Annotated in this window: 19 protein-coding genes; 5 read left to right on the top strand and 14 right to left on the bottom strand. The window is 69.4% G+C overall.

Annotated features, from left to right (window positions below; all coding sequences use genetic code 11):
• Window positions 1-32 precede the first annotated feature (32 nt).
• The 5 genes from leuE to gloB all read right to left on the bottom strand — a co-directional run bounded on the left by leuE (window position 33) and on the right by gloB (window position 6,174).
• A complete protein-coding gene (leuE, locus tag WS89_RS17965; protein WP_059792406.1) occupies window positions 33-704 on the bottom strand; it encodes a leucine efflux protein LeuE in 672 nt (223 codons plus the stop codon).
• Between the two features lie 37 nt (window positions 705-741).
• On the bottom strand, window positions 742-1,887 hold the full coding sequence (carA, locus tag WS89_RS17960) for a glutamine-hydrolyzing carbamoyl-phosphate synthase small subunit (RefSeq protein ID WP_059501972.1): 1,146 nt from the start codon (window positions 1,885-1,887) through the stop codon (window positions 742-744).
• Between the two features lie 365 nt (window positions 1,888-2,252).
• Window positions 2,253-3,470 carry an MFS transporter gene (locus WS89_RS17955; protein ID WP_082741893.1) on the bottom strand — a complete coding sequence of 406 codons (1,218 nt, stop codon included), beginning with the start codon at window positions 3,468-3,470 and terminating at the stop codon, window positions 2,253-2,255.
• Window positions 3,471-3,629: 159 nt separating this feature from the next.
• Window positions 3,630-5,216 carry a transglycosylase SLT domain-containing protein gene (locus WS89_RS17950; protein WP_059792404.1) on the bottom strand — a complete coding sequence of 529 codons (1,587 nt, stop codon included), beginning with the start codon at window positions 5,214-5,216 and terminating at the stop codon, window positions 3,630-3,632.
• 151 nt (window positions 5,217-5,367) lie between these two features.
• Window positions 5,368-6,174 carry a hydroxyacylglutathione hydrolase gene (gene gloB / locus WS89_RS17945; RefSeq protein ID WP_059792401.1) on the bottom strand — a complete coding sequence of 269 codons (807 nt, stop codon included), beginning with the start codon at window positions 6,172-6,174 and terminating at the stop codon, window positions 5,368-5,370.
• Window positions 6,175-6,192: 18 nt separating this feature from the next.
• Here gloB and WS89_RS17940 point away from each other — a divergent pair, with 18 nt between their 5' ends.
• The 3 genes from WS89_RS17940 to dnaQ are packed head-to-tail and all read left to right on the top strand — an operon-like array spanning window position 6,193 to window position 8,239.
• Window positions 6,193-7,005: a class I SAM-dependent methyltransferase gene (locus WS89_RS17940; protein ID WP_059792398.1), complete on the top strand. Its 813-nt coding sequence runs from the start codon at window positions 6,193-6,195 to the stop codon at window positions 7,003-7,005.
• Window positions 7,002-7,445, top strand: a complete 444-nt coding sequence (rnhA, locus tag WS89_RS17935; protein WP_059501963.1) for a ribonuclease HI — start codon at window positions 7,002-7,004, stop codon at window positions 7,443-7,445. The genes WS89_RS17940 and rnhA overlap by 4 nt, the downstream gene beginning before the upstream one ends.
• Window positions 7,446-7,495: 50 nt before the next feature.
• On the top strand, window positions 7,496-8,239 hold the full coding sequence (dnaQ, locus tag WS89_RS17930) for a DNA polymerase III subunit epsilon (RefSeq protein ID WP_059501961.1): 744 nt from the start codon (window positions 7,496-7,498) through the stop codon (window positions 8,237-8,239).
• Window positions 8,240-8,273: 34 nt separating this feature from the next.
• Here dnaQ and WS89_RS17925 read toward each other — a convergent pair whose 3' ends face one another.
• A complete protein-coding gene (locus WS89_RS17925) occupies window positions 8,274-8,606 on the bottom strand; it encodes a YnfA family protein (RefSeq protein WP_011545077.1) in 333 nt (110 codons plus the stop codon).
• A gap of 537 nt (window positions 8,607-9,143) precedes the next feature.
• Here WS89_RS17925 and proP point away from each other — a divergent pair.
• Complete coding sequence (proP, locus tag WS89_RS17920) at window positions 9,144-10,634, top strand: glycine betaine/L-proline transporter ProP (protein ID WP_059792396.1); 1,491 nt, start codon at window positions 9,144-9,146, stop codon at window positions 10,632-10,634.
• A 109-nt stretch (window positions 10,635-10,743) separates the two neighbouring features.
• Here proP and WS89_RS17915 read toward each other — a convergent pair whose 3' ends face one another.
• Both WS89_RS17915 and WS89_RS17910 read right to left on the bottom strand, forming a co-directional pair.
• Window positions 10,744-10,941 carry a hypothetical protein gene (locus WS89_RS17915; RefSeq protein ID WP_034207872.1) on the bottom strand — a complete coding sequence of 66 codons (198 nt, stop codon included), beginning with the start codon at window positions 10,939-10,941 and terminating at the stop codon, window positions 10,744-10,746.
• A 175-nt stretch (window positions 10,942-11,116) separates the two neighbouring features.
• Window positions 11,117-11,746 (bottom strand): glutathione S-transferase family protein, encoded by a 630-nt coding sequence (locus tag WS89_RS17910; RefSeq protein ID WP_059792394.1) that lies wholly within the window; start codon window positions 11,744-11,746, stop codon window positions 11,117-11,119.
• A 172-nt stretch (window positions 11,747-11,918) separates the two neighbouring features.
• Between WS89_RS17910 and WS89_RS17905 the strand changes: the two genes are divergently transcribed.
• Window positions 11,919-13,136, top strand: a complete 1,218-nt coding sequence (locus tag WS89_RS17905; protein ID WP_059792392.1) for a polyhydroxyalkanoate depolymerase — start codon at window positions 11,919-11,921, stop codon at window positions 13,134-13,136.
• A 7-nt stretch (window positions 13,137-13,143) separates the two neighbouring features.
• On the opposite strand, the gene WS89_RS17900 is transcribed toward WS89_RS17905, so the two are convergent.
• The 6 genes from WS89_RS17900 to mdcE all read right to left on the bottom strand — a co-directional run bounded on the left by WS89_RS17900 (window position 13,144) and on the right by mdcE (window position 17,707).
• Window positions 13,144-13,791 (bottom strand): phosphoribosyltransferase, encoded by a 648-nt coding sequence (locus tag WS89_RS17900; protein ID WP_059792611.1) that lies wholly within the window; start codon window positions 13,789-13,791, stop codon window positions 13,144-13,146.
• A gap of 124 nt (window positions 13,792-13,915) precedes the next feature.
• Window positions 13,916-14,437: a phospholipase D-like domain-containing protein gene (locus WS89_RS17895; RefSeq protein ID WP_059501953.1), complete on the bottom strand. Its 522-nt coding sequence runs from the start codon at window positions 14,435-14,437 to the stop codon at window positions 13,916-13,918.
• Between the two features lie 115 nt (window positions 14,438-14,552).
• Window positions 14,553-15,485: an acyltransferase domain-containing protein gene (locus tag WS89_RS17890; RefSeq protein WP_059792389.1), complete on the bottom strand. Its 933-nt coding sequence runs from the start codon at window positions 15,483-15,485 to the stop codon at window positions 14,553-14,555.
• Window positions 15,482-16,348, bottom strand: a complete 867-nt coding sequence (gene mdcB, locus WS89_RS17885; protein ID WP_059792387.1) for a triphosphoribosyl-dephospho-CoA synthase MdcB — start codon at window positions 16,346-16,348, stop codon at window positions 15,482-15,484. The genes WS89_RS17890 and mdcB overlap by 4 nt, the downstream gene beginning before the upstream one ends.
• Complete coding sequence (mdcG, locus tag WS89_RS17880; protein ID WP_059501945.1) at window positions 16,345-17,013, bottom strand: malonate decarboxylase holo-[acyl-carrier-protein] synthase; 669 nt, start codon at window positions 17,011-17,013, stop codon at window positions 16,345-16,347. The genes mdcB and mdcG overlap by 4 nt, the downstream gene beginning before the upstream one ends.
• Entirely contained in the window at window positions 17,000-17,707 is a 708-nt protein-coding gene (mdcE, locus tag WS89_RS17875; protein WP_059792385.1) for a biotin-independent malonate decarboxylase subunit gamma, read from the bottom strand. Before mdcE ends, mdcG begins: the two co-directional genes overlap by 14 nt.
• Window positions 17,708-17,779 lie beyond the last annotated feature (72 nt).

The following is a 17,779-nucleotide window of genomic DNA, read 5'->3' as shown; positions in this document are numbered from 1 at the left end:
AGTAATCGTTGTCGTGGGTCGGCCGGCGGCGCTCAGCTCATGGTCGCGAGCGCAAGCTTCACCGAGAAACCGATGAACAGGCCGCCCACGCTGCTCGCCGCGCCTGCCGCGAGCTTGCGGCGGCGACGGAAGTGCTCGGCGAGCCGCGCCCCCGCGAAGATCAGCGTGCTCAGGTACAGGAAGCTCGCGCATTGCGCGATCGCCCCGAGCACGACGAACGACAGCGCGGGATGCGGGAATGCCGGGTCGACGAACTGAATGAAGAACGAGATGAAGAACAGGATCGCCTTCGGATTCAGCAGGCTCACGATCAGCGCCTTGCGCAACGGCCTGTCGAAAGACCGCTCGCCGTCGTCCGCCTGCGGCGCCTCGACCGGCGCGTCGCCGCGCGCGCGCAGCTTGCTCCATGCGCTGCGCAGCATCCCGATGCCGATGTACAGCAGGTACGCGGCGCCGCCGTACTTGACGACGGAGAACAGCAGCGGGTTCGCCTTCAGCAGCGACGCGACGCCCGCGGCGGACAGCACCATCAGCACGGTATCGCCGACGAACACGCCGCAGGCCGCGCGATAGCCGGCCTTCACGCCGCGCTGCGCGGCGAGCGACAGCACGTACATCGAGTTCGGCCCCGGCAGCAGGATGATGAAGATCACGCCGAACACGTAGGTCCAGATATCCGTGATGCCGAGTGCGTGGCCGAACATGATGCGAATCTCCCGTCCTTCGGTTGCGTCGATGACGTTAGGCGTTGCGCTGCTTCGCCGCGTCCATCAGCGCGGTGAAGCGGTCGAACAGGTAGCCGATGTCGTGCGGGCCGGGCGACGCTTCCGGGTGGCCCTGGAAGCAGAACGCCGGCTTGTCGGTCAGCTCGAAGCCCTGCAGCGTGCCGTCGAACAGCGATACGTGCGTCACGCGCGCATTGGCCGGCAGCGAATCGGCGTCGACCGCGAAGCCGTGGTTCTGCGACGTGATCACGACACGGCCGTCGCCGAGATCCTTCACCGGATGGTTCGCGCCGTGGTGGCCCGTTTTCATCTTGAGCGTCTTCGCGCCCACCGCGAGGCCCATGATCTGGTGGCCGAGGCAGATGCCGAAGGTCGGCACGCCGCGCTCGATGAATTCCTTCGTGGCCGCGATCGCGTAATCGCACGGCTCCGGATCGCCGGGGCCGTTCGACAGGAACACGCCGTCCGGATTCAACGCGAGCGCATCGGCCGCGCTCGCCTGGGCCGGCAGCACCGTCACGTGGCAGCCGCGCTCCGCGAGCATGCGCAGAATGTTGTACTTGACGCCGAAGTCGTACGCGACGACGCGATACTTCGGCGCTTCCTGCATGCCGTAGCCGCCTTCGAGACGCCACTCCGTCTGCTTCCACTCGAACGGCTTCGCGGTCGACACGACCTTCGCGAGATCCATGCCGGCGAGGCCCTCGAACGAGCGCGCGAGCTCGATCGCCTTCGCTGCGTCGTCGGAACCCGTCAGGATGCAGCCGCTCTGCGCGCCCTTGTCGCGCAGGATGCGGGTCAGCTTGCGGGTGTCGATGCCGGCGATCGCGACGACGCCTTCGTCGCGCAGGTAGTCGCCGAGCGTGCGGTCCATGCGGAAGTTCGATGCGAGCGTCGGCAGATCGCGGATGATCAGGCCGGCGGCATGGACTTTCGTGGCTTCGACGTCTTCGGCGTTCACGCCGACGTTGCCGATATGCGGATAGGTGAGCGTGACGATCTGGCGCGAGTAGCTCGGATCAGTCAGGATTTCCTGATAGCCGGTGATCGCGGTATTGAACACGACTTCGCCGATCGTATGGCCTTCGGCCCCGATCGAATAACCACGAAAGACCGTGCCGTCGGCGAGTGCAAGCAAGGCGGGAGAAAAAGACGGCAACACGGGAGGCTCCTTGGGGAACACCCTGCTGCCGACCTGTTTACCCTGCCGCGCGAGCGCCGCGCTGCGTGGGCGCGCGCGGTCGCTAGCTGGACGCGGCCTGCGTTGTCGAGACGCGAACCCGGCGCATGGCGCACGAGGCTTCGCGGCATCGCCCGACAGGCGGCATGCGGCGGATGAACGGGATGTATGAGGTAGGCGCTAGGGTGCGAGGTTGATCAGCACAAACTTTCAAATTATAGCCTGAAAATGGGCCTATCTTCAATTGATATGGCCGTCCGATCGCGGTCGCGTCGCGCCCCGCGGCGCAGCGCGACGTGCTGCGGCCCCGTTTTTGGGGCTGCCCTACCCGCCAGCGTACCGCCGGATCAGTGCGCTTGGCCAGTGGCGCGCGCGGGCCACGCGTACCAGAGCGCACTCGCGAGCTGCAGCGCGAGCAGCACGCCCCAGGCGGTGAAGTGCGCGGCCGCCGGATAACGGCCGTCGACCGCCGGCCAGTGCGACAGCACGGCACCGACGCCGATCTGGAACGCGAAGATCAGCAGGAAGATCACGAGCGTGAGCGTCGTGTTCGCGCGGCCGATCAGATGGGCGGGAAAATGGCCGGCCATCACCGCGTAGGTCAGGATGCCCACGCCGCCGAACATGCCGTAGGCGGCCCACAGCCCGGCCGGCGGCAACGGCACGCGCGCGACGATCGCGAGCTGCGTCGCGACGAACAGCGCCATGCCGATACCGCACGTTGCATAGACCGACACGCCGCGCCGCTCGAGCACGCGCGCCGCCGCGCCGAAGCCGACGCAGCCGGCCATCATCGCGAAGCCGAGCACCGACACGAGGCGTGCGGCATGCGGCGCATCGAACCCGCCGACATCGCGCAGATACGGGCCGACCCACAGCGATTGCATCGCATAGAACACGCCCTGCGTGACGACGGAAAACGACGCGATCTTCCAGAACGCGCGGCTGCTCAGGATGTGCCACGTGCCCTTGAACTGGCTGACGAGCCCGCCCTGATGGCGTGCCTGCTGCGCGTCGGGCGCGCCGAAGCCGATCGACGCCGCCACGACCACCGTCAGCGCCGCGAGGCCGAAACAGATCGTGCGCCAGCTCGTCCAGTCGAGCAGCCAGGTCAGCGGCGAGCCGACCATTACGCCGCCGAGGCCGCCCACGGCCATCACGAGGCCGTTGACGAGCGGCAGCCGGCCGACCGGGAAATGCTGCGCGAGCGCCTTGAACGCCGCGCCGAGACACACCGATACGCCGACGCCGATCAGCAGGCGGCCGACCATCATCGTGCCGATGCCGTGCGCCGCGCCGAACACGGCCGCGCCGGCCGCCGCGAACAGCAGCATGCCGGCCGTCACGCGGCGCGGGCCGAAGTGATCGAGCATCACGCCGGCCGGGATCTGCGCGCCGGCGAAGCCGAGGAAATAGAGGCTGGTGAGCAGGCCGAGATCGGCGGCCGACAGCCCGAGCTCATGCGTGACGAACGGCGCGAAGCCCAGGTTGACGCCGCGAAACACATACGACACGAAATACCCGACCGAAAACAGCGCGAGCACCCTCACCTGCACCGACGACATCGCTTCCCCTTGTCATATGAAGACGCACGACGCCACGCTGCCGCGCCGCGCACAAACGAAAACGCCGTCACCTCGGTGACGGCGTTTCGTCGAATTCGTCGGATGATAGCGCAATCGTGCGGGCCTTACCGGCCGCCACGCTGCGCGCACCCGCCGCGCTTACTTCTTCTTGCCCTTGTGAGCGGTGGTCTTGGCCGGCGCGGCTTTCGCGGCAGCGGCTTTCGCGGGAGCGGCCTTCGCCGGCTTCGCCGACGACTTGGCGGCGCCGCGCTTGCCGTGCGACTTGCCGCCCACCGCCAGGCTCGCGCGCTCGATGTGCGCACCGCCCGTCGACGTCGCGATCCGCTCCGGGCCGGGTTCCGCCGGCACCGCACGGCCGACCGGCACGTGCAGCACGAGCGTCTGGCCCGGCATCGCGAGATCGCGGTGCGTACGGTTCCACGCCTTCAACTGACCGACCGACACGCCGTAGCGGCCGGCGATCGCCGCCATCGACTGCTTGCGGCGCACGCGGATCAGCATCTTGCGCGTATCGGGTACGTCCGGCTCCATTGCGAGCGCGCCGTTTTCGGCGACGTCGGCGCTGATGTCCTCGTCGTCGTCGTCGCCGCGCGGCACGACGATCGTCGAGCCCGGCTTCAGGCGCATGCCGGCCGGAATCTTGTTGACCGACATCAGCGTATCGGCGTCGACGCCGATCTTCTCGGCGATCGCGGCCGGGCGTGCACGCTCGCTGACCGTGTAGGTGGTCCACGACGACAGCTGGCCGCTGTAGGCCTTCAGGCTCTTCTCGAACGCGGACGCGTTGTCGAACGGCAGCAGGATCTGCGGCTCGGTCGCGCCGAGGATCACCGGCTTCGAGAACGACGGGTTCAGCGAGCGGAACTCGTCGAGCGGCAGGTTCGCGAGCTTCGCGGCCACCGCCACGTCGATGTCGCGCGACGTCGTGACCGTCACGAAATACGGGTGGTTCGGGATATCGGGCAGCGTCAGGCCGTACTGCTGCGGGCTCGCGATGATGTTCTTCACCGCCTGCAGCTTCGGCACGTAGTTACGCGTCTCGTTCGGCATCCGCAGGCTCTGGTAGTCGGTCGGCAGGCCGGCCGCCTGGTTGCGCGCGATCGCGCGCTGCACGTTGCCTTCGCCCCAGTTGTACGCGGCCAGCGCCAGATACCAGTCGCCGAACATGTCGTGTAGGCGGGACAGGTAGTCGAGCGCGGCGCTCGTCGACGCGAGCACGTCACGGCGCTCGTCCTGCCACATGTTGCGCTTCAGGTTGTACGTGCGGCCGGTGCCGGGCATGAACTGCCACATGCCGGCCGCTTTCGCGACAGACAGCGCCTGCGGGTTGTACGCGGATTCGATGAACGGCAGCAGCGCGAGCTCGGTCGGCATGTGACGCGCCTCGAGCTCCTCGACGATGTGATACAGGTACTTCTGCGAGCGCTCGGTCATGCGCTGCACGTAATCGGGCCGCTGCGTGTACCAGGTCGTCTGCATGTCGACGAGATCGCTCTGCAGGTCGGGCATCTGGAAGCCGCGGCGGATGCGCGCCCAGAGATCGGAGTCTGCACTGGTCAGGTCGCCGACGGATTGCTTGTCGACGTCGACAGTTTCTTTGGCGGTGGCTGATTTACGGAGGTAGTTGGACGTCGCCTGCGAATCGGCGGCGTTGTTGGCGACAGGGGGCTGGCTCGCACACGCGGCGAGTAGTAGCACCACCATCGCACTCAATATAAGTCGCATGAAAATCTCGGCTTCCGACGGCTGGAAATTGCAGGCGATACTACGGAAGTGCGTGCTTCACGTCAATAAAAACACCGAAAACTCAGCGAAATCCTACATTTGGAGCAATTTTTACAGACACCGCTTGAGCTTTGGAGTCCTCCGGAAAACGTCATCGAAACCGGTTTTTCCATTCGCGCATCAGCGTGAACGCCGCCAGACGATCCGTCACCGTTTCGTGCAGCTCGGCCTCGAGCGTCGCGCGGATTGCCGCGCTGTCCGCCCGCATGAACGGGTTAACGGCACGCTCGTGAGCGATCGTAGTGGGCAGCGTCGGCACGCCGCGCGCACGCAGCGCCTGCGCGTCGTCGCGCCACGCGGCGAGTGCCGCATTGCCGGGCTCGCACGCGAGCGCGAAGCGGATGTTCGACAGCGTGTATTCGTGTGCACAATGCACGCGGGTGTCGCCCGGCAGTGCCGCAAGCGCGTCGAGCGACGCGAGCATCTGCGCGGGCGTGCCTTCGAACAGGCGGCCGCAGCCGCACGAGAACAGCGTGTCGCCGCAAAACACGTGCGGCACCGCATTGCCCTGCCCGGCCCGCTGGAAATACGCAATATGGCCGCGCGTATGACCCGGCACGTCGAGCACGTCGAATGCGACGGCCGGTGCGCCGAGCGTCACGCGATCGCCGCCCGAGAGCGGCCGCGTGACCACGTCGATCGCCTCGGCCGCGGGGCCGTAAACGGCGAGCGGAGCATCGGCCGGTTGGCTGTTGCGCAGCGCCTCGACACCGCCGACGTGGTCGGCGTGGTGGTGCGTGAGTAAAATAGCGGACAACCGCCAGCCTCGTTCGGCAAGAACCCGGCGTACGGGCGCGGCTTCACCCGGGTCGACGGCGATCGCATCGCGGCCGTCCGAGACGAGCCAGATATAGTTGTCTTCGAATGCCGGAACCGGCACGTATTCCAGCTCGTTCATGGGCGCGCAATCATCGTTATGTCTGACCGTCAAATTATAGACTGGCCCGCCTGGACCGACTCGCCGCCCGGCCGCTACGTGCTGGGCTGGGAACAGGCGCAGCTCGACCGGATCGTGTCCGACGTCTTCGGCTTCCACGCGCTGCAGCTCGGCTTGCCGCAGCTCGACGCGCTGCGCGAGAACCGCATGCCGTGTCGCGGCCTGGTGCTCGACCCGGCGAGCGGCGCGAGCGCGCCGTATCAGTATCCGCGGGCGCGCGAAGCGCACACGGCGGCCCACGCACCTGCCGATCGCAGCACGATCTGGTGCGACCTGCTCGACCTGCCGTTCGAGTCGCAGAGCGTCGACCTGATCGTGATGCCGCACACGCTCGAATTCACGTCCGATCCGCACCGCCTGCTGCGCGAGGCCGAGCGTGTGCTGATGCCGGAAGGCCAGCTCGTGATCACCGGTTTCAACTCGCTCAGCCTGTGGGGCATGCGGCAGTCGTTCGGGCGCATGGCGAACCGCCCGTTCGTGCCGGCCACGCGCGACCAGATCGCGTTCATCCGGCTCAAGGACTGGATCAAGCTGCTCGGCTTCGACCTCGAACGCGGCCGCTTCGGCTGCTACCGGCCGCCGCTCGCCACCGACCAGTGGCTGACCCGCTACGGCTTCATGGAGGCCGCCGGCGACCGCTGGTGGCCGATCTTCGGCGCCGTCTACATGGTGACGGCCGTCAAGCGCGTGCGCGGCATGCGTCTCGTCGGCCCGATCAGGATGAAGAAGCCCGTGCTCGCACCGGGCCTGACGCCGGCGGCCTCCCCGACCACCCATCAAGAACGTTCATGACAACCGACACCATCGACATCTATACCGACGGCGCCTGCAAGGGCAACCCCGGCCCCGGCGGCTGGGGCGCGCTGCTGCGCTACGGCGCCCAAGAAAAGGAACTGTTCGGCGGCGAGCCGAACACGACCAACAACCGCATGGAGCTGATGGGCGTGATCGCCGCGCTCGAGGCGCTCAAGCGGCCGTGCCGGGTGATCGTGCATACCGATTCGCAATACGTGCAGAAAGGCATCAGCGAGTGGATCCACGGGTGGAAGAAGAAAGGCTGGGTCACCGCGGCGAAGACGCCCGTGAAGAACGCCGACCTGTGGAAGCGGCTCGACGCGCTCGTCGTGCAGCACGACGTCGAATGGCGTTGGGTGAAGGGCCACGCGGGCCACCCCGAAAACGAACGCGCCGACGCGCTCGCGAATCGCGGCGTCGAATCGCTCGCGGCCTGAATCCGGGCCACCCCCCTCTCTTTCCCGATTTATCCGCCGATTTATCCGACATGCGCCAGATCATTCTCGATACCGAAACCACCGGCCTGAACGCCCGCACGGGCGACCGCCTGATCGAAATCGGCTGCGTCGAGCTGCTGAACCGACGGCTCACCGGCAACAATCTCCACATCTATGTGAACCCCGAGCGCGACAGCGATCCGGGCGCACTGGCCGTGCACGGCCTCACGACCGAGTTCCTCAGCGACAAGCCGAAGTTCGCGGAAGTCGTCGACCAGATCCGCGACTTCGTGAAGGGTGCCGAGCTGATCATCCACAACGCGCCGTTCGACCTTGGCTTCCTCGACGCCGAATTCGCGCGGCTCGGCCTGCCGCCGTTCACCGAGCATTGCGGCGGCGTGATCGACACGCTGGTGCAGGCCAAGCAGATGTTCCCCGGCAAGCGCAATTCGCTCGACGCGCTGTGCGACCGCTTCGGCATCAGCAACGCGCACCGCACGCTGCACGGCGCACTGCTCGACTCGGAGCTGCTCGCCGAGGTGTATCTCGCGATGACGCGCGGCCAGGACAGCCTCGTGATCGACATGCTCGACGACACGGGCACCGACGGCGGCACCGCGAACGGCCAGCGCGTGTCGCTCGCCGCGCTCGACCTGCCGGTCATCGCGGCAAGCGACGACGAGTTGGCCGCGCACCAGACGCAGCTCGACGAACTCGACAAGTCGGTCAAGGGCGCCTGCGTGTGGCGCCAGTCCGCCGACACGGAAGCAGCGGACGCCGCCCAGGCCGCCTGACGCGGCACCCACCCCGCCGCGCGTGCGGCCGCGCCTACGCGCGCGGCTGCAGCGCGATCACCGCCATCCCGCCGAGCGCGAGCACCGCGCCGGCCACGTCCCAGCGGGTCAGCGCGACGCCGTCGACCACCCGCAGCCAGATCAGCGCCACCGCGATATACACGCCGCCGTACGCGGCATAAGTGCGCCCCGCCGCGCTCGGGTGCAGCGTCAGCAGCCACGCGAACAGCGCGAGCGACAGGGCGGCCGGCACCAGCAGCCACGCCGGGCGCCCGGCCTTCAGCACGAGCCACGGCAGATAGCAGCCGACGATTTCGGCCAGCGCAGTAGCGGCGAACAGCGCCGCGATCCTCATCAGTTCGGTCATCCGGTTCCTCGCGAATTCAGCCCCGTCGCGACGGGCGGCGCGGCCGCGCCGCGCGCCGCCGATCATACCCGAGCGGGCCGCGCCGGATCCCGCGCCAGACGGGCGACTCCGGTCAATTTGCACGATCGTCCGTCATCGTGCTATCATGTCGCCTGTTTCAACATTCAATCTCTGTCTTTTCGATTTTGAGAGAAGTCCGTCCGCCCGCTGCGGGCCGGTGCCTCGATCGAAATTGCATCCACAGGAAAGCCCGCCCGACAGGCCCGCTTTTCTCGTTTCGCTGCCCCTCCGGGGCGTTGCCGGAACGCCGGACCATCGTCCGCACCGGCATCTGCCGCCTGCATCACGCGGCCCTTTCTTCATGAGCGCACTGTCGCGACGGCCCATCGGGCCCGCGTCGAAGCAGCCCCTTGGCCCTTTGCTGCGCCTTGCGCAGTCAGTGCTTGATGGTCTGCCCCGACGCGCAGCACACGACCCCGCGCTCGCCGGCAAACCGTGTCGGACGGCCTGCCCGTTCCGGCGCTGTCAAAGGAGTGCATGACCTTGACCGCAACACACGTCAGCCCGACCGCTGTCTCTTCCCCCGCTTCGTCGTCCGCCGAAGCCCCGCTCGCCGTGGACGACATCACCGTCGTCGACCAGAGCCTGCTCAAGCGCGCCGTCAGCGCGATGGCCATCGGCAATGCGATGGAATGGTTCGACTTCGGCGTCTACAGCTATATCGCCGTCACGCTCGGCAAGGTGTTCTTCCCGTCCAGCAGCCCGTCCGCGCAATTGCTCGCCACCTTCGGCACGTTCGCGGCCGCGTTCCTCGTGCGCCCGCTCGGCGGCATGGTCTTCGGCCCGCTCGGCGACCGCATCGGCCGCCAGCGCGTGCTCGCCGCCACGATGATCATGATGGCCGTCGGCACCTTCGCGATCGGCCTGATCCCGAGCTACGCGTCCATCGGCATCATGGCGCCCGTGCTGCTGCTCGTCGCCCGCCTGGTGCAAGGCTTCTCGACCGGCGGCGAGTACGGCGGCGCCGCCACCTTCATCGCCGAGTTCTCGACCGACAAGCGCCGCGGTTTCATGGGCAGCTTCCTCGAATTCGGCACGCTGATCGGCTATGTGCTGGGCGCCGGCGTCGTCGCGCTGCTCACCGCGTCGCTGTCGCAGGAGGCGCTGCTGTCGTGGGGCTGGCGCGTGCCGTTCCTGATCGCCGGCCCGCTCGGCCTGATCGGTCTCTACATCCGGATGAAGCTCGAGGAAACGCCCGCGTTCAAGCGCCAGGCCGAAGAGCGCGAAGCGCAGGACAAGGCCGTGCCGAAGGCGCGCTTTCGCGAAACGCTGCTGCGCAACTGGCGTGCGCTGCTGCTGTGCGTCGGCCTCGTGCTGATCTTCAACGTGACCGACTACATGGTGCTGTCGTACTTGCCGAGCTTCATGTCGTCGACGCTGCATTTCGACGAATCGCACAGCCTCGTGCTGGTGCTGATCGTGATGGTGCTGATGATGCCGATGACGCTGTACGCCGGCCGCCTGTCGGACAAGATCGGCCGCAAGCCGGTGATGCTCGCCGGCTGCGTCGGCCTGCTGGTGCTGTCGATCCCGTCGCTGATGCTGATCCATGCGGGCACCACGGCGTCGGTGTTCGGCGGCCTGCTGATCCTCGGCGTGCTGCTGTCGTGCTTCACCGGCGTGATGCCGTCGGCGCTGCCCGCGCTGTTCCCGACCGAGATCCGTTACGGCGCGCTCGCGATCGGCTTCAACGTGTCGGTGTCGCTGTTCGGCGGCACGACGCCGCTCGTCACCGCGTGGCTCGTCGACGTGACGCACAACCTGATGATGCCCGCGTACTACCTGATGGGCGCCGCGCTGATCGGCGTCGTGTCGGTCGTCGCGCTCGCCGAAACCGCGCGCCAGCCGCTGAAGGGCTCGCCGCCGGCCGTCGCGACGCGCCACGAAGCGCACCAGCTCGCGCGCCAGTTGCGCGAGGAGAACGACGAGGCGGACATCTACGGCATCGCGACGCCCGCACGCGCATGAGCGTCGCCCAATGAAAAAGCCCCGGCCGAAGCCGGGGCCCGATCGAACCCGATCCGCCCGACCGGCTTGCGCCGGCCGGGCTTTTTTCATTCGCGCGCCGCGAACGTGCTCATGCGTGCGCTTCGCAGTGACGGCAGAAGATCAGCGCGCGCGAGCGCGACACGGCCGCCTGCGCGCCGCGCGCCGCGACGATCAGCCCGACCTGGCCGAGATTGAAATCGCGCTCGACCATCAGCTGCGCCAGCGCGGCAAGCGGCAACACGACGGACGGGTGGTACAGACTCGATTCGATCAGGGCTTTCATCATCGGCTCCATCTGGCAACGCGTAATTCGATGGAGTGGATTCTAGGGATCGGTCGCCTCCGGATAAACAGCGCGAATGCGAAGTCACTTGTCAGCCGCCGAGAACAATCGGCCGCGACTGGCCGGACAAGGGCCGGCGGCGTTCAACGTCGTTATGCGACGGCCCGGCGCGCGAATCCTAGACGAGCGGCGTTTCGACGAAGGCCGGCAGCGCTTCCGCCCGCGCGGAATGCTCGGCGAGCGCCGGATAACGGGCCGGATCGATCCGCGCGAGCACCGGGTAATCGGCGGCCATGAATTGCGTGAAACGCCACGCCACCGCGACCGTCACGTCGGACTGCAGCAGCCGCGCGCCGCCGAACCAGCCGTTGGTGGCCGCGACCAGCGGCTCCAGTGCGCCGTATGCGGCTTCGAGCTGGCTCAGCACGCGCTCGACCCACGGTTCGTGCTGCTTGTCCGACGGCCGCAGCGCCTGCTCGTAGACGACCTGCACGGTTTTCTCGGCGGCGGCCAGCGCGAACCCGATCGGCACCAGCGCGCGCAGCCGGGCATCGACGGCGTCGGGCAGCAGGCGCCGCTCCGGCGCGGCCAGGTGGTCGAGATAGTCGACGATCAGCGACGAATCGATCAGCGTCGCGCCGCCGTCGGTCACGAGCGTCGGCGCCTTGACGACCGGGTTGATCGTCCTGAATTGCTCGACATGACGAAACACCGAGATCGACTCGTGTTCGAACGGCAGATCGAGCAGCTTCGCCGAAATGGCGACGCGGCGCACGAACGGGGAATCCAGCATGCCGATCAGCTTCATCGCAAACGCTCCGCTTCGAGGAAATGGGACCGACGACTGTAGCAGTGTCGCGCGGCAGTGCCTAGCGTGCCGTTCGCTCGACACGCATCGGCCGGCCGCGCATCGGGCTCGCACTGCCCGTCCACAGTGACCATAATGCAGGTTCACGCTCCTTCCGCCCCAAGGGTCCGCCATGTGGTACGCCGTCGTCGAGCAGCAGCGGGAATGGATGCGCGCATGGCGCGCGGCGACGCGATACGCGTTCGATGCGTGGCCCGCGGCGTCGCTGCCGCATGCCGCGTCGTCGTGCTACGACGACCTGTTCGAACCGCTGCTCGGGCCGCAGGCCGCGCCGCCGGGCTTCGACCTCGCGTGGCCGGACGTCGGCGAGCAAGTCGTCGCGCACACGCCGTTTTGCGATTTGCGGCGCTTCGCGCACGCCGATGCGCGCCGCACGGTATTGCTGTGCGCGCCGCTCGTCGGGCACGCGGCCGTGATGATGCGGGAAACCGCCGAAACGCTGCTCGCCGATGGCGACGTCTGCGTGACCGACTGGCGCAATGCGCGCGACGTGCCGCTCGCGGCAGGCCGTTTCGGGCTCGACGAGTACGTCGCGATGCTCGACGGCTTCGTCGCCACCCTCCAGCGCGACGATCGGCCGCTGCACGTCGTCGCCGTGTGCCAGGCGACCGTCCCGGCGCTCGGCGCACTCGCGCTGCGTGCCGCACGCGGCCTCGCGCCGCTCGCCAGTATCACGCTGATCGGCGGCCCGCTCGACGCGCGGCTGAACCCGAGCGCGCTTGGCGCCGCGGCCGCCGCCCATTCGCTCGACTGGTGCCGGCGCCACCTGATCGACATCGTGCCACCCGGCTTCGCGGGGCACGGCCGCGCCGTGTTCCCGACCTATCTGCAACAGGGCGAGATCGCGCTCCTGTATCCGCAACGCTTTCTGACGCTGATCGAAACCTACGCGCTGGCGGCGTCGCGTTTCGACATGAACGGGCTTGCCGACGCCCGGCGGGCGCTGCGCGAATACACGGCGCTGCTCGACATGCCGGCCGACTATTTTCTCGACACGATCGACGTCGTGTTCCAGCGCATGCTGCTCGCGACCGGCGCGTGGCGCGTGCGCGGCCGGCGCGTCGAACCCGCCGCGCTGCGCGACGTCGTGCTGCTGACCGTCGAAGGCGCCCGCGACGCGGTCACGGGCGCCGGGCAGACGCATGCGGCGCTCGGCCTGTGCAGCGGCCTGTCGGCCGACGAGCGTCATCGCGTCGACATCGACGATTGCGATCACTACGGGCTGTTTACGGGGCCACGCTGGCACGGCAACGTCCATCCGGCGCTGCAGCGCGTGTTCGCGCTGGCGGAAGCCGGCCGAGCGCGCCCGCGCCGGAGCCGTCGGACGTGACGCTGCGTCAGGGGCGCGCCGCGTCGAGCAGCGCGCGCACCTCGTCGTCGCTCGTCTGCTCGAAGCGCGCGTAGAACTGGCTGATCCCGAAGAACCGCAGCGGCTGCGACACCGTGACGAACGCGTCGGCCAGGCCGTCGAACGCGTGCGCCGCACCCGCCGGCGCGACCGGCACCGCCGCGACGATGCGCGCCGGGTGGCGCTCGCGCAGCGCCTGCAGCGCGACGCGCATCGACGCGCCGGTCGCGACGCCGTCGTCGACGACGATCGCGATGCGTCCGTCCACCGCCTGCGGCGACACCGCGCCGCGATACAGCGCTTCGCGGCGCTGCAGTTCGGCCGTCTCGCGCGCGATCACGTCGGCGAGTTGCGTATCGGATACGTCCATCGCGCGGATCACCGAACGTTGCAGATGGGTCGCGCCGCCCGTCGCGATCGCGCCCATCGCGAACTCGGGGTCGGACGGCACGCCGAGCTTGCGCACGACCAGCACGTCGAGCGGCGCGTGCAGCGCGCACGCGACCGGATACGCGACGGGCACGCCGCCGCGCGGTAACGCGAGCACGACCACATCGCTTCGCCCCGCGTATTCGCGCAACGCGTCCGCCAGTTGGCGGCCGGCATCGGCGCGATCGGCAAAACTGCTTTCGGTCACGATCGACTCCCTGCCGTTGCGCCGGGTGCGCACAACCCGCGCCGGCGCCTGTCAACGAGGATGGTTCATCGCTCGCGCCGATGCAAGCAGGGTCATACCGGCGCGCGATGCGCCGCGGAAAGGGTCAGAGGCCGCCGGCCTGCCGGTACAGCCGCCAGAACGACTGCGCGTAGGACTGTGCGAGTTCGGGCGCGCGCCGGAACACGTTCACCGTGTCGGCGTGCTCGGCCGCACCGTCGGACAGGGTCGTCAACGCGACGCTGTCGTCGACGATCGCGAAGCGCGACGCGGGGCCGCCGTGCCGGGAATCGATCGCGACGTCGATGCCCGCGGATTTCAGATAGCCGGCGCCGCTGTACCGGCCCGCACGCGGCGGGCGCACCAGCACGACGCGCACTTCGATCCCGCGCGCGCGGGCCGAGCGCAGCGCGCTCGCGACAGCCGGCGGCACCTGCGTATAGCCGGCCAGCAGCACGCGGCGCTGCGCCTGTTCGATCAGATCGACGGTCGCGTCGGCCGCCGCGCTGTCATACGAAAAGTACGTGCCGACCGATGCGGCGTCGGACGGAATGTGGCTGGCGTGGACGCTCGTCGCGCAACAGAACGCGGCGAGAAAGAAGGCGGCTGGTCTCATGGCGGGCGCCATTGTAGCGACGCCAATTCGCGTGGCAAGGGGCGGCTGCGACGCTGCTGCGCCGGCGCAACACACGGTGCGAAACAGGTGCCCGGCGGCGGGTTTCAGCCGGGTTTCAACCCGCCGATCAGCCGGCCGCGACGCGCGCGAGCCATCTCGTCACGCCTTCGACGGAACGGAAATCCGCGAGGCTGCGTGCCGGCAGCGCGGGATACGCGCCGGCGGCCATCTCGGCCAGCGCGCGTCCGGGGCCGAGTTCGAGAAACGCGGTTGCGCCGGCCTCCACGCACGCGGCGAGACAGGCCGCCCACTCGACCGGCTCGGCGATCTGCCGCGCGAGCTTGTCGAGGCCCGCGTCGACATCGAGCACCGATGCGCCGTCGATCCCCGAAAACAGCCGCGTGCCGGGCACCGGCCGGCGCACGGGCGTCGCGGCCAGCGTCGCGCGGAATGCGGGTACGGCAGCCGCGAGCCGGCGTGTGTGCGATGCGATCCGCACGCAGACGGGCGCCACGCGCAGCGCGCCGGCACGGGTCGCATCGTCGGCCACGGCATCGACGTCGGCGCGCCGCCCCGCGACCACGAACGCATCGCCGGGATTCGCGATCGCGATGGCCGCGTCGCGACCGTCGCACATCTGCGCGAGTTGCGGGCGCGTCAGACCGCGCACGAACACCATCCGCTCGTCGCCGCCGCTCGCGGCATCCATCTCGCGGGCCCGCGCGGCGGCCAGATCGAGCGCATCGCGCGGGTCGATCATCCCCGCGACGCTCCACGAGCCGACCTCGCCGACGCTGTAGCCCGCGACGCAGCGCCGGCGCGGCCACACCGCATCGAGCAGCGCCGCCGCCGCGAGCGCCTGGACCGTGCAGAGAATCTGAGCAGCGCGGTTTTCCGACAGCGCGTCGGGTCCGGCTTGCCGGACCCACGCACGTGGATCGTCGCCGAGCAGGCGCCCCGCATGCACGAACAGTGCGTCGGCCTGCGGCGCCGAACCGGTCAGGTCGAACATGTCGGCGCGTTGCGCGCCCTGCCCCGAGCACAGGATGGCCAGCGTCATCGCGCGTCCCCTTCGGCTTCGAGCGCATCGACGAATACGCTCATCGCGAGCAGGTCGGCCGCGCCGCCCGGGCTCAGCCGGCGCGCGACGAACGCACGATGCGCGGCCGCCGCGCGCAGCCGCCAGTCGCGCGCCCGCACGCCGCCGCGCGCGACGAACGCGCGGGCGGTCGCGCGGGCGAAATCGAGGCCGCCCTGCCCGCCCCGATGCAGAAGATTCGTGTCGTCGAGCACGGCGATCAGCGCGAAGCACGCGGCGACCCGCGCGGCTTCCGGATCGTCCGGCAGGTCGCGCCGTGCGCGGCGCAGCGCGGGCAGCCCGACCGCGTACACGGACGGGAAGCCCTCGGCCGCCTCGCGACGCGCTCCGCCGACACCGTAGCGGCGGCTGGCGCGCTCGCCATGGCTGTCCGGCAAACGCGGGCCGCCGAGGATCTCGGCGCCCCAGCGACCGGCCACGAACGCACCGAGCGTGGTGCCATCCGGCATCGCGTCCGGCCGCGCACGCCGGCCGGCGGCCGCGCACAGCAGCCCGAGCCCGAAGATCGCGCCGCGATGCGTGTTGACGCCGCCGGTCACGGCGAGCATCGCGTGTTCGGCACGCAGGCCGATCTTGCGCAGCACGGCGATGTCCGCGTCGCGCGCGCCCGCGTCGGCGAGTTCCGCGAAATACGGCCGCAGCACGGCCGCGCTGCGCGCGAACGTCGCCGCGTCCATGTCCGCGTGACTGCCGGTGTCGACGTGACTGACGAGGCCTGGCTTCGGATAGGTCTCGATCTCGAGCACGAGACTGCGCTCGGCCAGCGCGGCGATGCGCTCGGCATCGGACGGCGCCGCCAGGCGGCAGGCACCCCGTGCGCTCATCGCGTGCCTCCGGCGAATACATCGGCGCGCATCAGCTCGACGGCCAGCGCGGTCTTCACCGCGACTTCGGGCAACCGCGCGTGCAGTTCGCGCCAGTTGACGCCCGCGCCGTCGTCGCGCAGCAGTTCGCCGTCGATGCGCATCGGCGCGCGCGCGTCGATCGCCGCGAGACCGTCGAGCAACGGTGCGAGCGATGCGGGATCGGGCAGCGGGAATACGATGTCGAGATCGGATGAGGCGCTCAGGTAAGGCTCCCCCGTCAGCGCCTGCCATGCGAGGCTGCCGAACACGCGGCCCTGCACGCCGCAGCGCGCGCCGAGCGCATCGAGATCGCGCAACGGCGCCTGCCATGCGGCGGGCGCGGCGGCGCGCACGTCCGTCAACGTCGGCAGCGGACCGACCGTCGCGAGCGCATCGGCGGCCACGTTCAGCGCGATGCGCCGCTTGCCCGCCGACGGCGGCAGCGGCAGGCCGAGCGGCACGCGGCCGGCATCGGCTTCATCCGGCGACGCGCGACGCACGATCAGCGGCCAGCCGCGTGCGGCCCATGCGCGTACGAGCGGGTCGCCCGCGAGCGCGGGGTCGCGGGCAAATGCCGCGCCCCACCCGGCCGCCGTCAGCGTGACCAGCGTGTGGCGGCGCAGCGGCAGCTCAGCGGGCGGCACGCGCGAGTGCCTCGACGCGGGCGGCGACGTCGGTCGCGACCGGCCGGCCGCGCGCCGCGCGCCGGTCGATGCGCTCGGCCGGCTTGCCGAGCCATTCGCCGACCTGCGCGTCGAGCGCGCGGGACGGATCGAGCACGGCGTCGACGGCGCCCATCTTCACGAGATTGTCGAGCCCCGGCGCGAACACCGGTGTCGAACGCGCCATCTCCTTCAGCACGTCGATCGGCAGCTTGGTCACGCGCGACATCGACGGCAGATCCATCACCTCCGGCTCGGCGCCCGGCACGGCGAGCAGCGTGCGCGTCGCGAGCGCGGTCGCGATGAACGCGCCGGCGGCCGTGTGGCCGTACAGCACGCCGATCGTCCGGTGCCCGGCGAGATCCGCGTGCATCAGGCACTTCGCGAGATGCGACAGCCCTTCGTTCAGGCCGAGCAATTCGTCGCGCTTGCTCATCCGCTGGCTGTCGCTGTCGACCAGCACGAGGATCGGCGTGTCGCCGCCGCGCGCGACCGTATCGAGCACGTGCGACGCGAGCGTCAGCGCCTCGTCGATGCCGAACGGCAAGCGCTCGGCAACGCTGATCACGTCGACGCGCACGCCGGCCAGTTCCGCGTGGCCCGTCAGCAAGCCTCCGTTGCGCGCAATCGCATGGCCCGTGGGAAACAGCGCGTTCAGTATTTCATCGAGCGTCATGCTGCCTCCCGCCGGGCCGCCCCAAGGCAGGCAGGCGCCCCCTCGGGGCGCAGCGAACGAAGTGAGCGTGGG

This window comes from Burkholderia sp. MSMB1072, from assembly GCF_001524725.1.
GTDB lineage: Bacteria > Pseudomonadota > Gammaproteobacteria > Burkholderiales > Burkholderiaceae > Burkholderia.
The sequence above is the reverse complement of the archived record's forward strand: the minus strand, read 5'-3'. Positions and strand labels throughout refer to the sequence as shown.

What these genes read in the sequence shown, in the direction of transcription:
- leuE (WP_059792406.1), bottom strand. Translation starts at nt 704, where the DNA reads ATGTTCGGCCACGCACTCGGCATCACGGATATCTGGACCTACGTGTTC.
- WS89_RS17955 (WP_082741893.1), bottom strand. Translation starts at nt 3,470, where the DNA reads ATGTCGTCGGTGCAGGTGAGGGTGCTCGCGCTGTTTTCGGTCGGGTAT.
- WS89_RS17950 (WP_059792404.1), bottom strand. Translation starts at nt 5,216, where the DNA reads ATGCGACTTATATTGAGTGCGATGGTGGTGCTACTACTCGCCGCGTGT.
- gloB (WP_059792401.1), bottom strand. Translation starts at nt 6,174, where the DNA reads ATGAACGAGCTGGAATACGTGCCGGTTCCGGCATTCGAAGACAACTAT.
- WS89_RS17940 (WP_059792398.1), top strand. Translation starts at nt 6,193, where the DNA reads ATGTCTGACCGTCAAATTATAGACTGGCCCGCCTGGACCGACTCGCCG.
- rnhA (WP_059501963.1), top strand. Translation starts at nt 7,002, where the DNA reads ATGACAACCGACACCATCGACATCTATACCGACGGCGCCTGCAAGGGC.
- dnaQ (WP_059501961.1), top strand. Translation starts at nt 7,496, where the DNA reads ATGCGCCAGATCATTCTCGATACCGAAACCACCGGCCTGAACGCCCGC.
- WS89_RS17925 (WP_011545077.1), bottom strand. Translation starts at nt 8,606, where the DNA reads ATGACCGAACTGATGAGGATCGCGGCGCTGTTCGCCGCTACTGCGCTG.
- proP (WP_059792396.1), top strand. Translation starts at nt 9,144, where the DNA reads ATGACCTTGACCGCAACACACGTCAGCCCGACCGCTGTCTCTTCCCCC.
- WS89_RS17915 (WP_034207872.1), bottom strand. Translation starts at nt 10,941, where the DNA reads ATGATGAAAGCCCTGATCGAATCGAGTCTGTACCACCCGTCCGTCGTG.
- WS89_RS17910 (WP_059792394.1), bottom strand. Translation starts at nt 11,746, where the DNA reads ATGAAGCTGATCGGCATGCTGGATTCCCCGTTCGTGCGCCGCGTCGCC.
- WS89_RS17905 (WP_059792392.1), top strand. Translation starts at nt 11,919, where the DNA reads ATGTGGTACGCCGTCGTCGAGCAGCAGCGGGAATGGATGCGCGCATGG.
- WS89_RS17895 (WP_059501953.1), bottom strand. Translation starts at nt 14,437, where the DNA reads ATGGCGCCCGCCATGAGACCAGCCGCCTTCTTTCTCGCCGCGTTCTGT.
- WS89_RS17890 (WP_059792389.1), bottom strand. Translation starts at nt 15,485, where the DNA reads ATGACGCTGGCCATCCTGTGCTCGGGGCAGGGCGCGCAACGCGCCGAC.
- mdcB (WP_059792387.1), bottom strand. Translation starts at nt 16,348, where the DNA reads ATGAGCGCACGGGGTGCCTGCCGCCTGGCGGCGCCGTCCGATGCCGAG.
- mdcE (WP_059792385.1), bottom strand. Translation starts at nt 17,707, where the DNA reads ATGACGCTCGATGAAATACTGAACGCGCTGTTTCCCACGGGCCATGCG.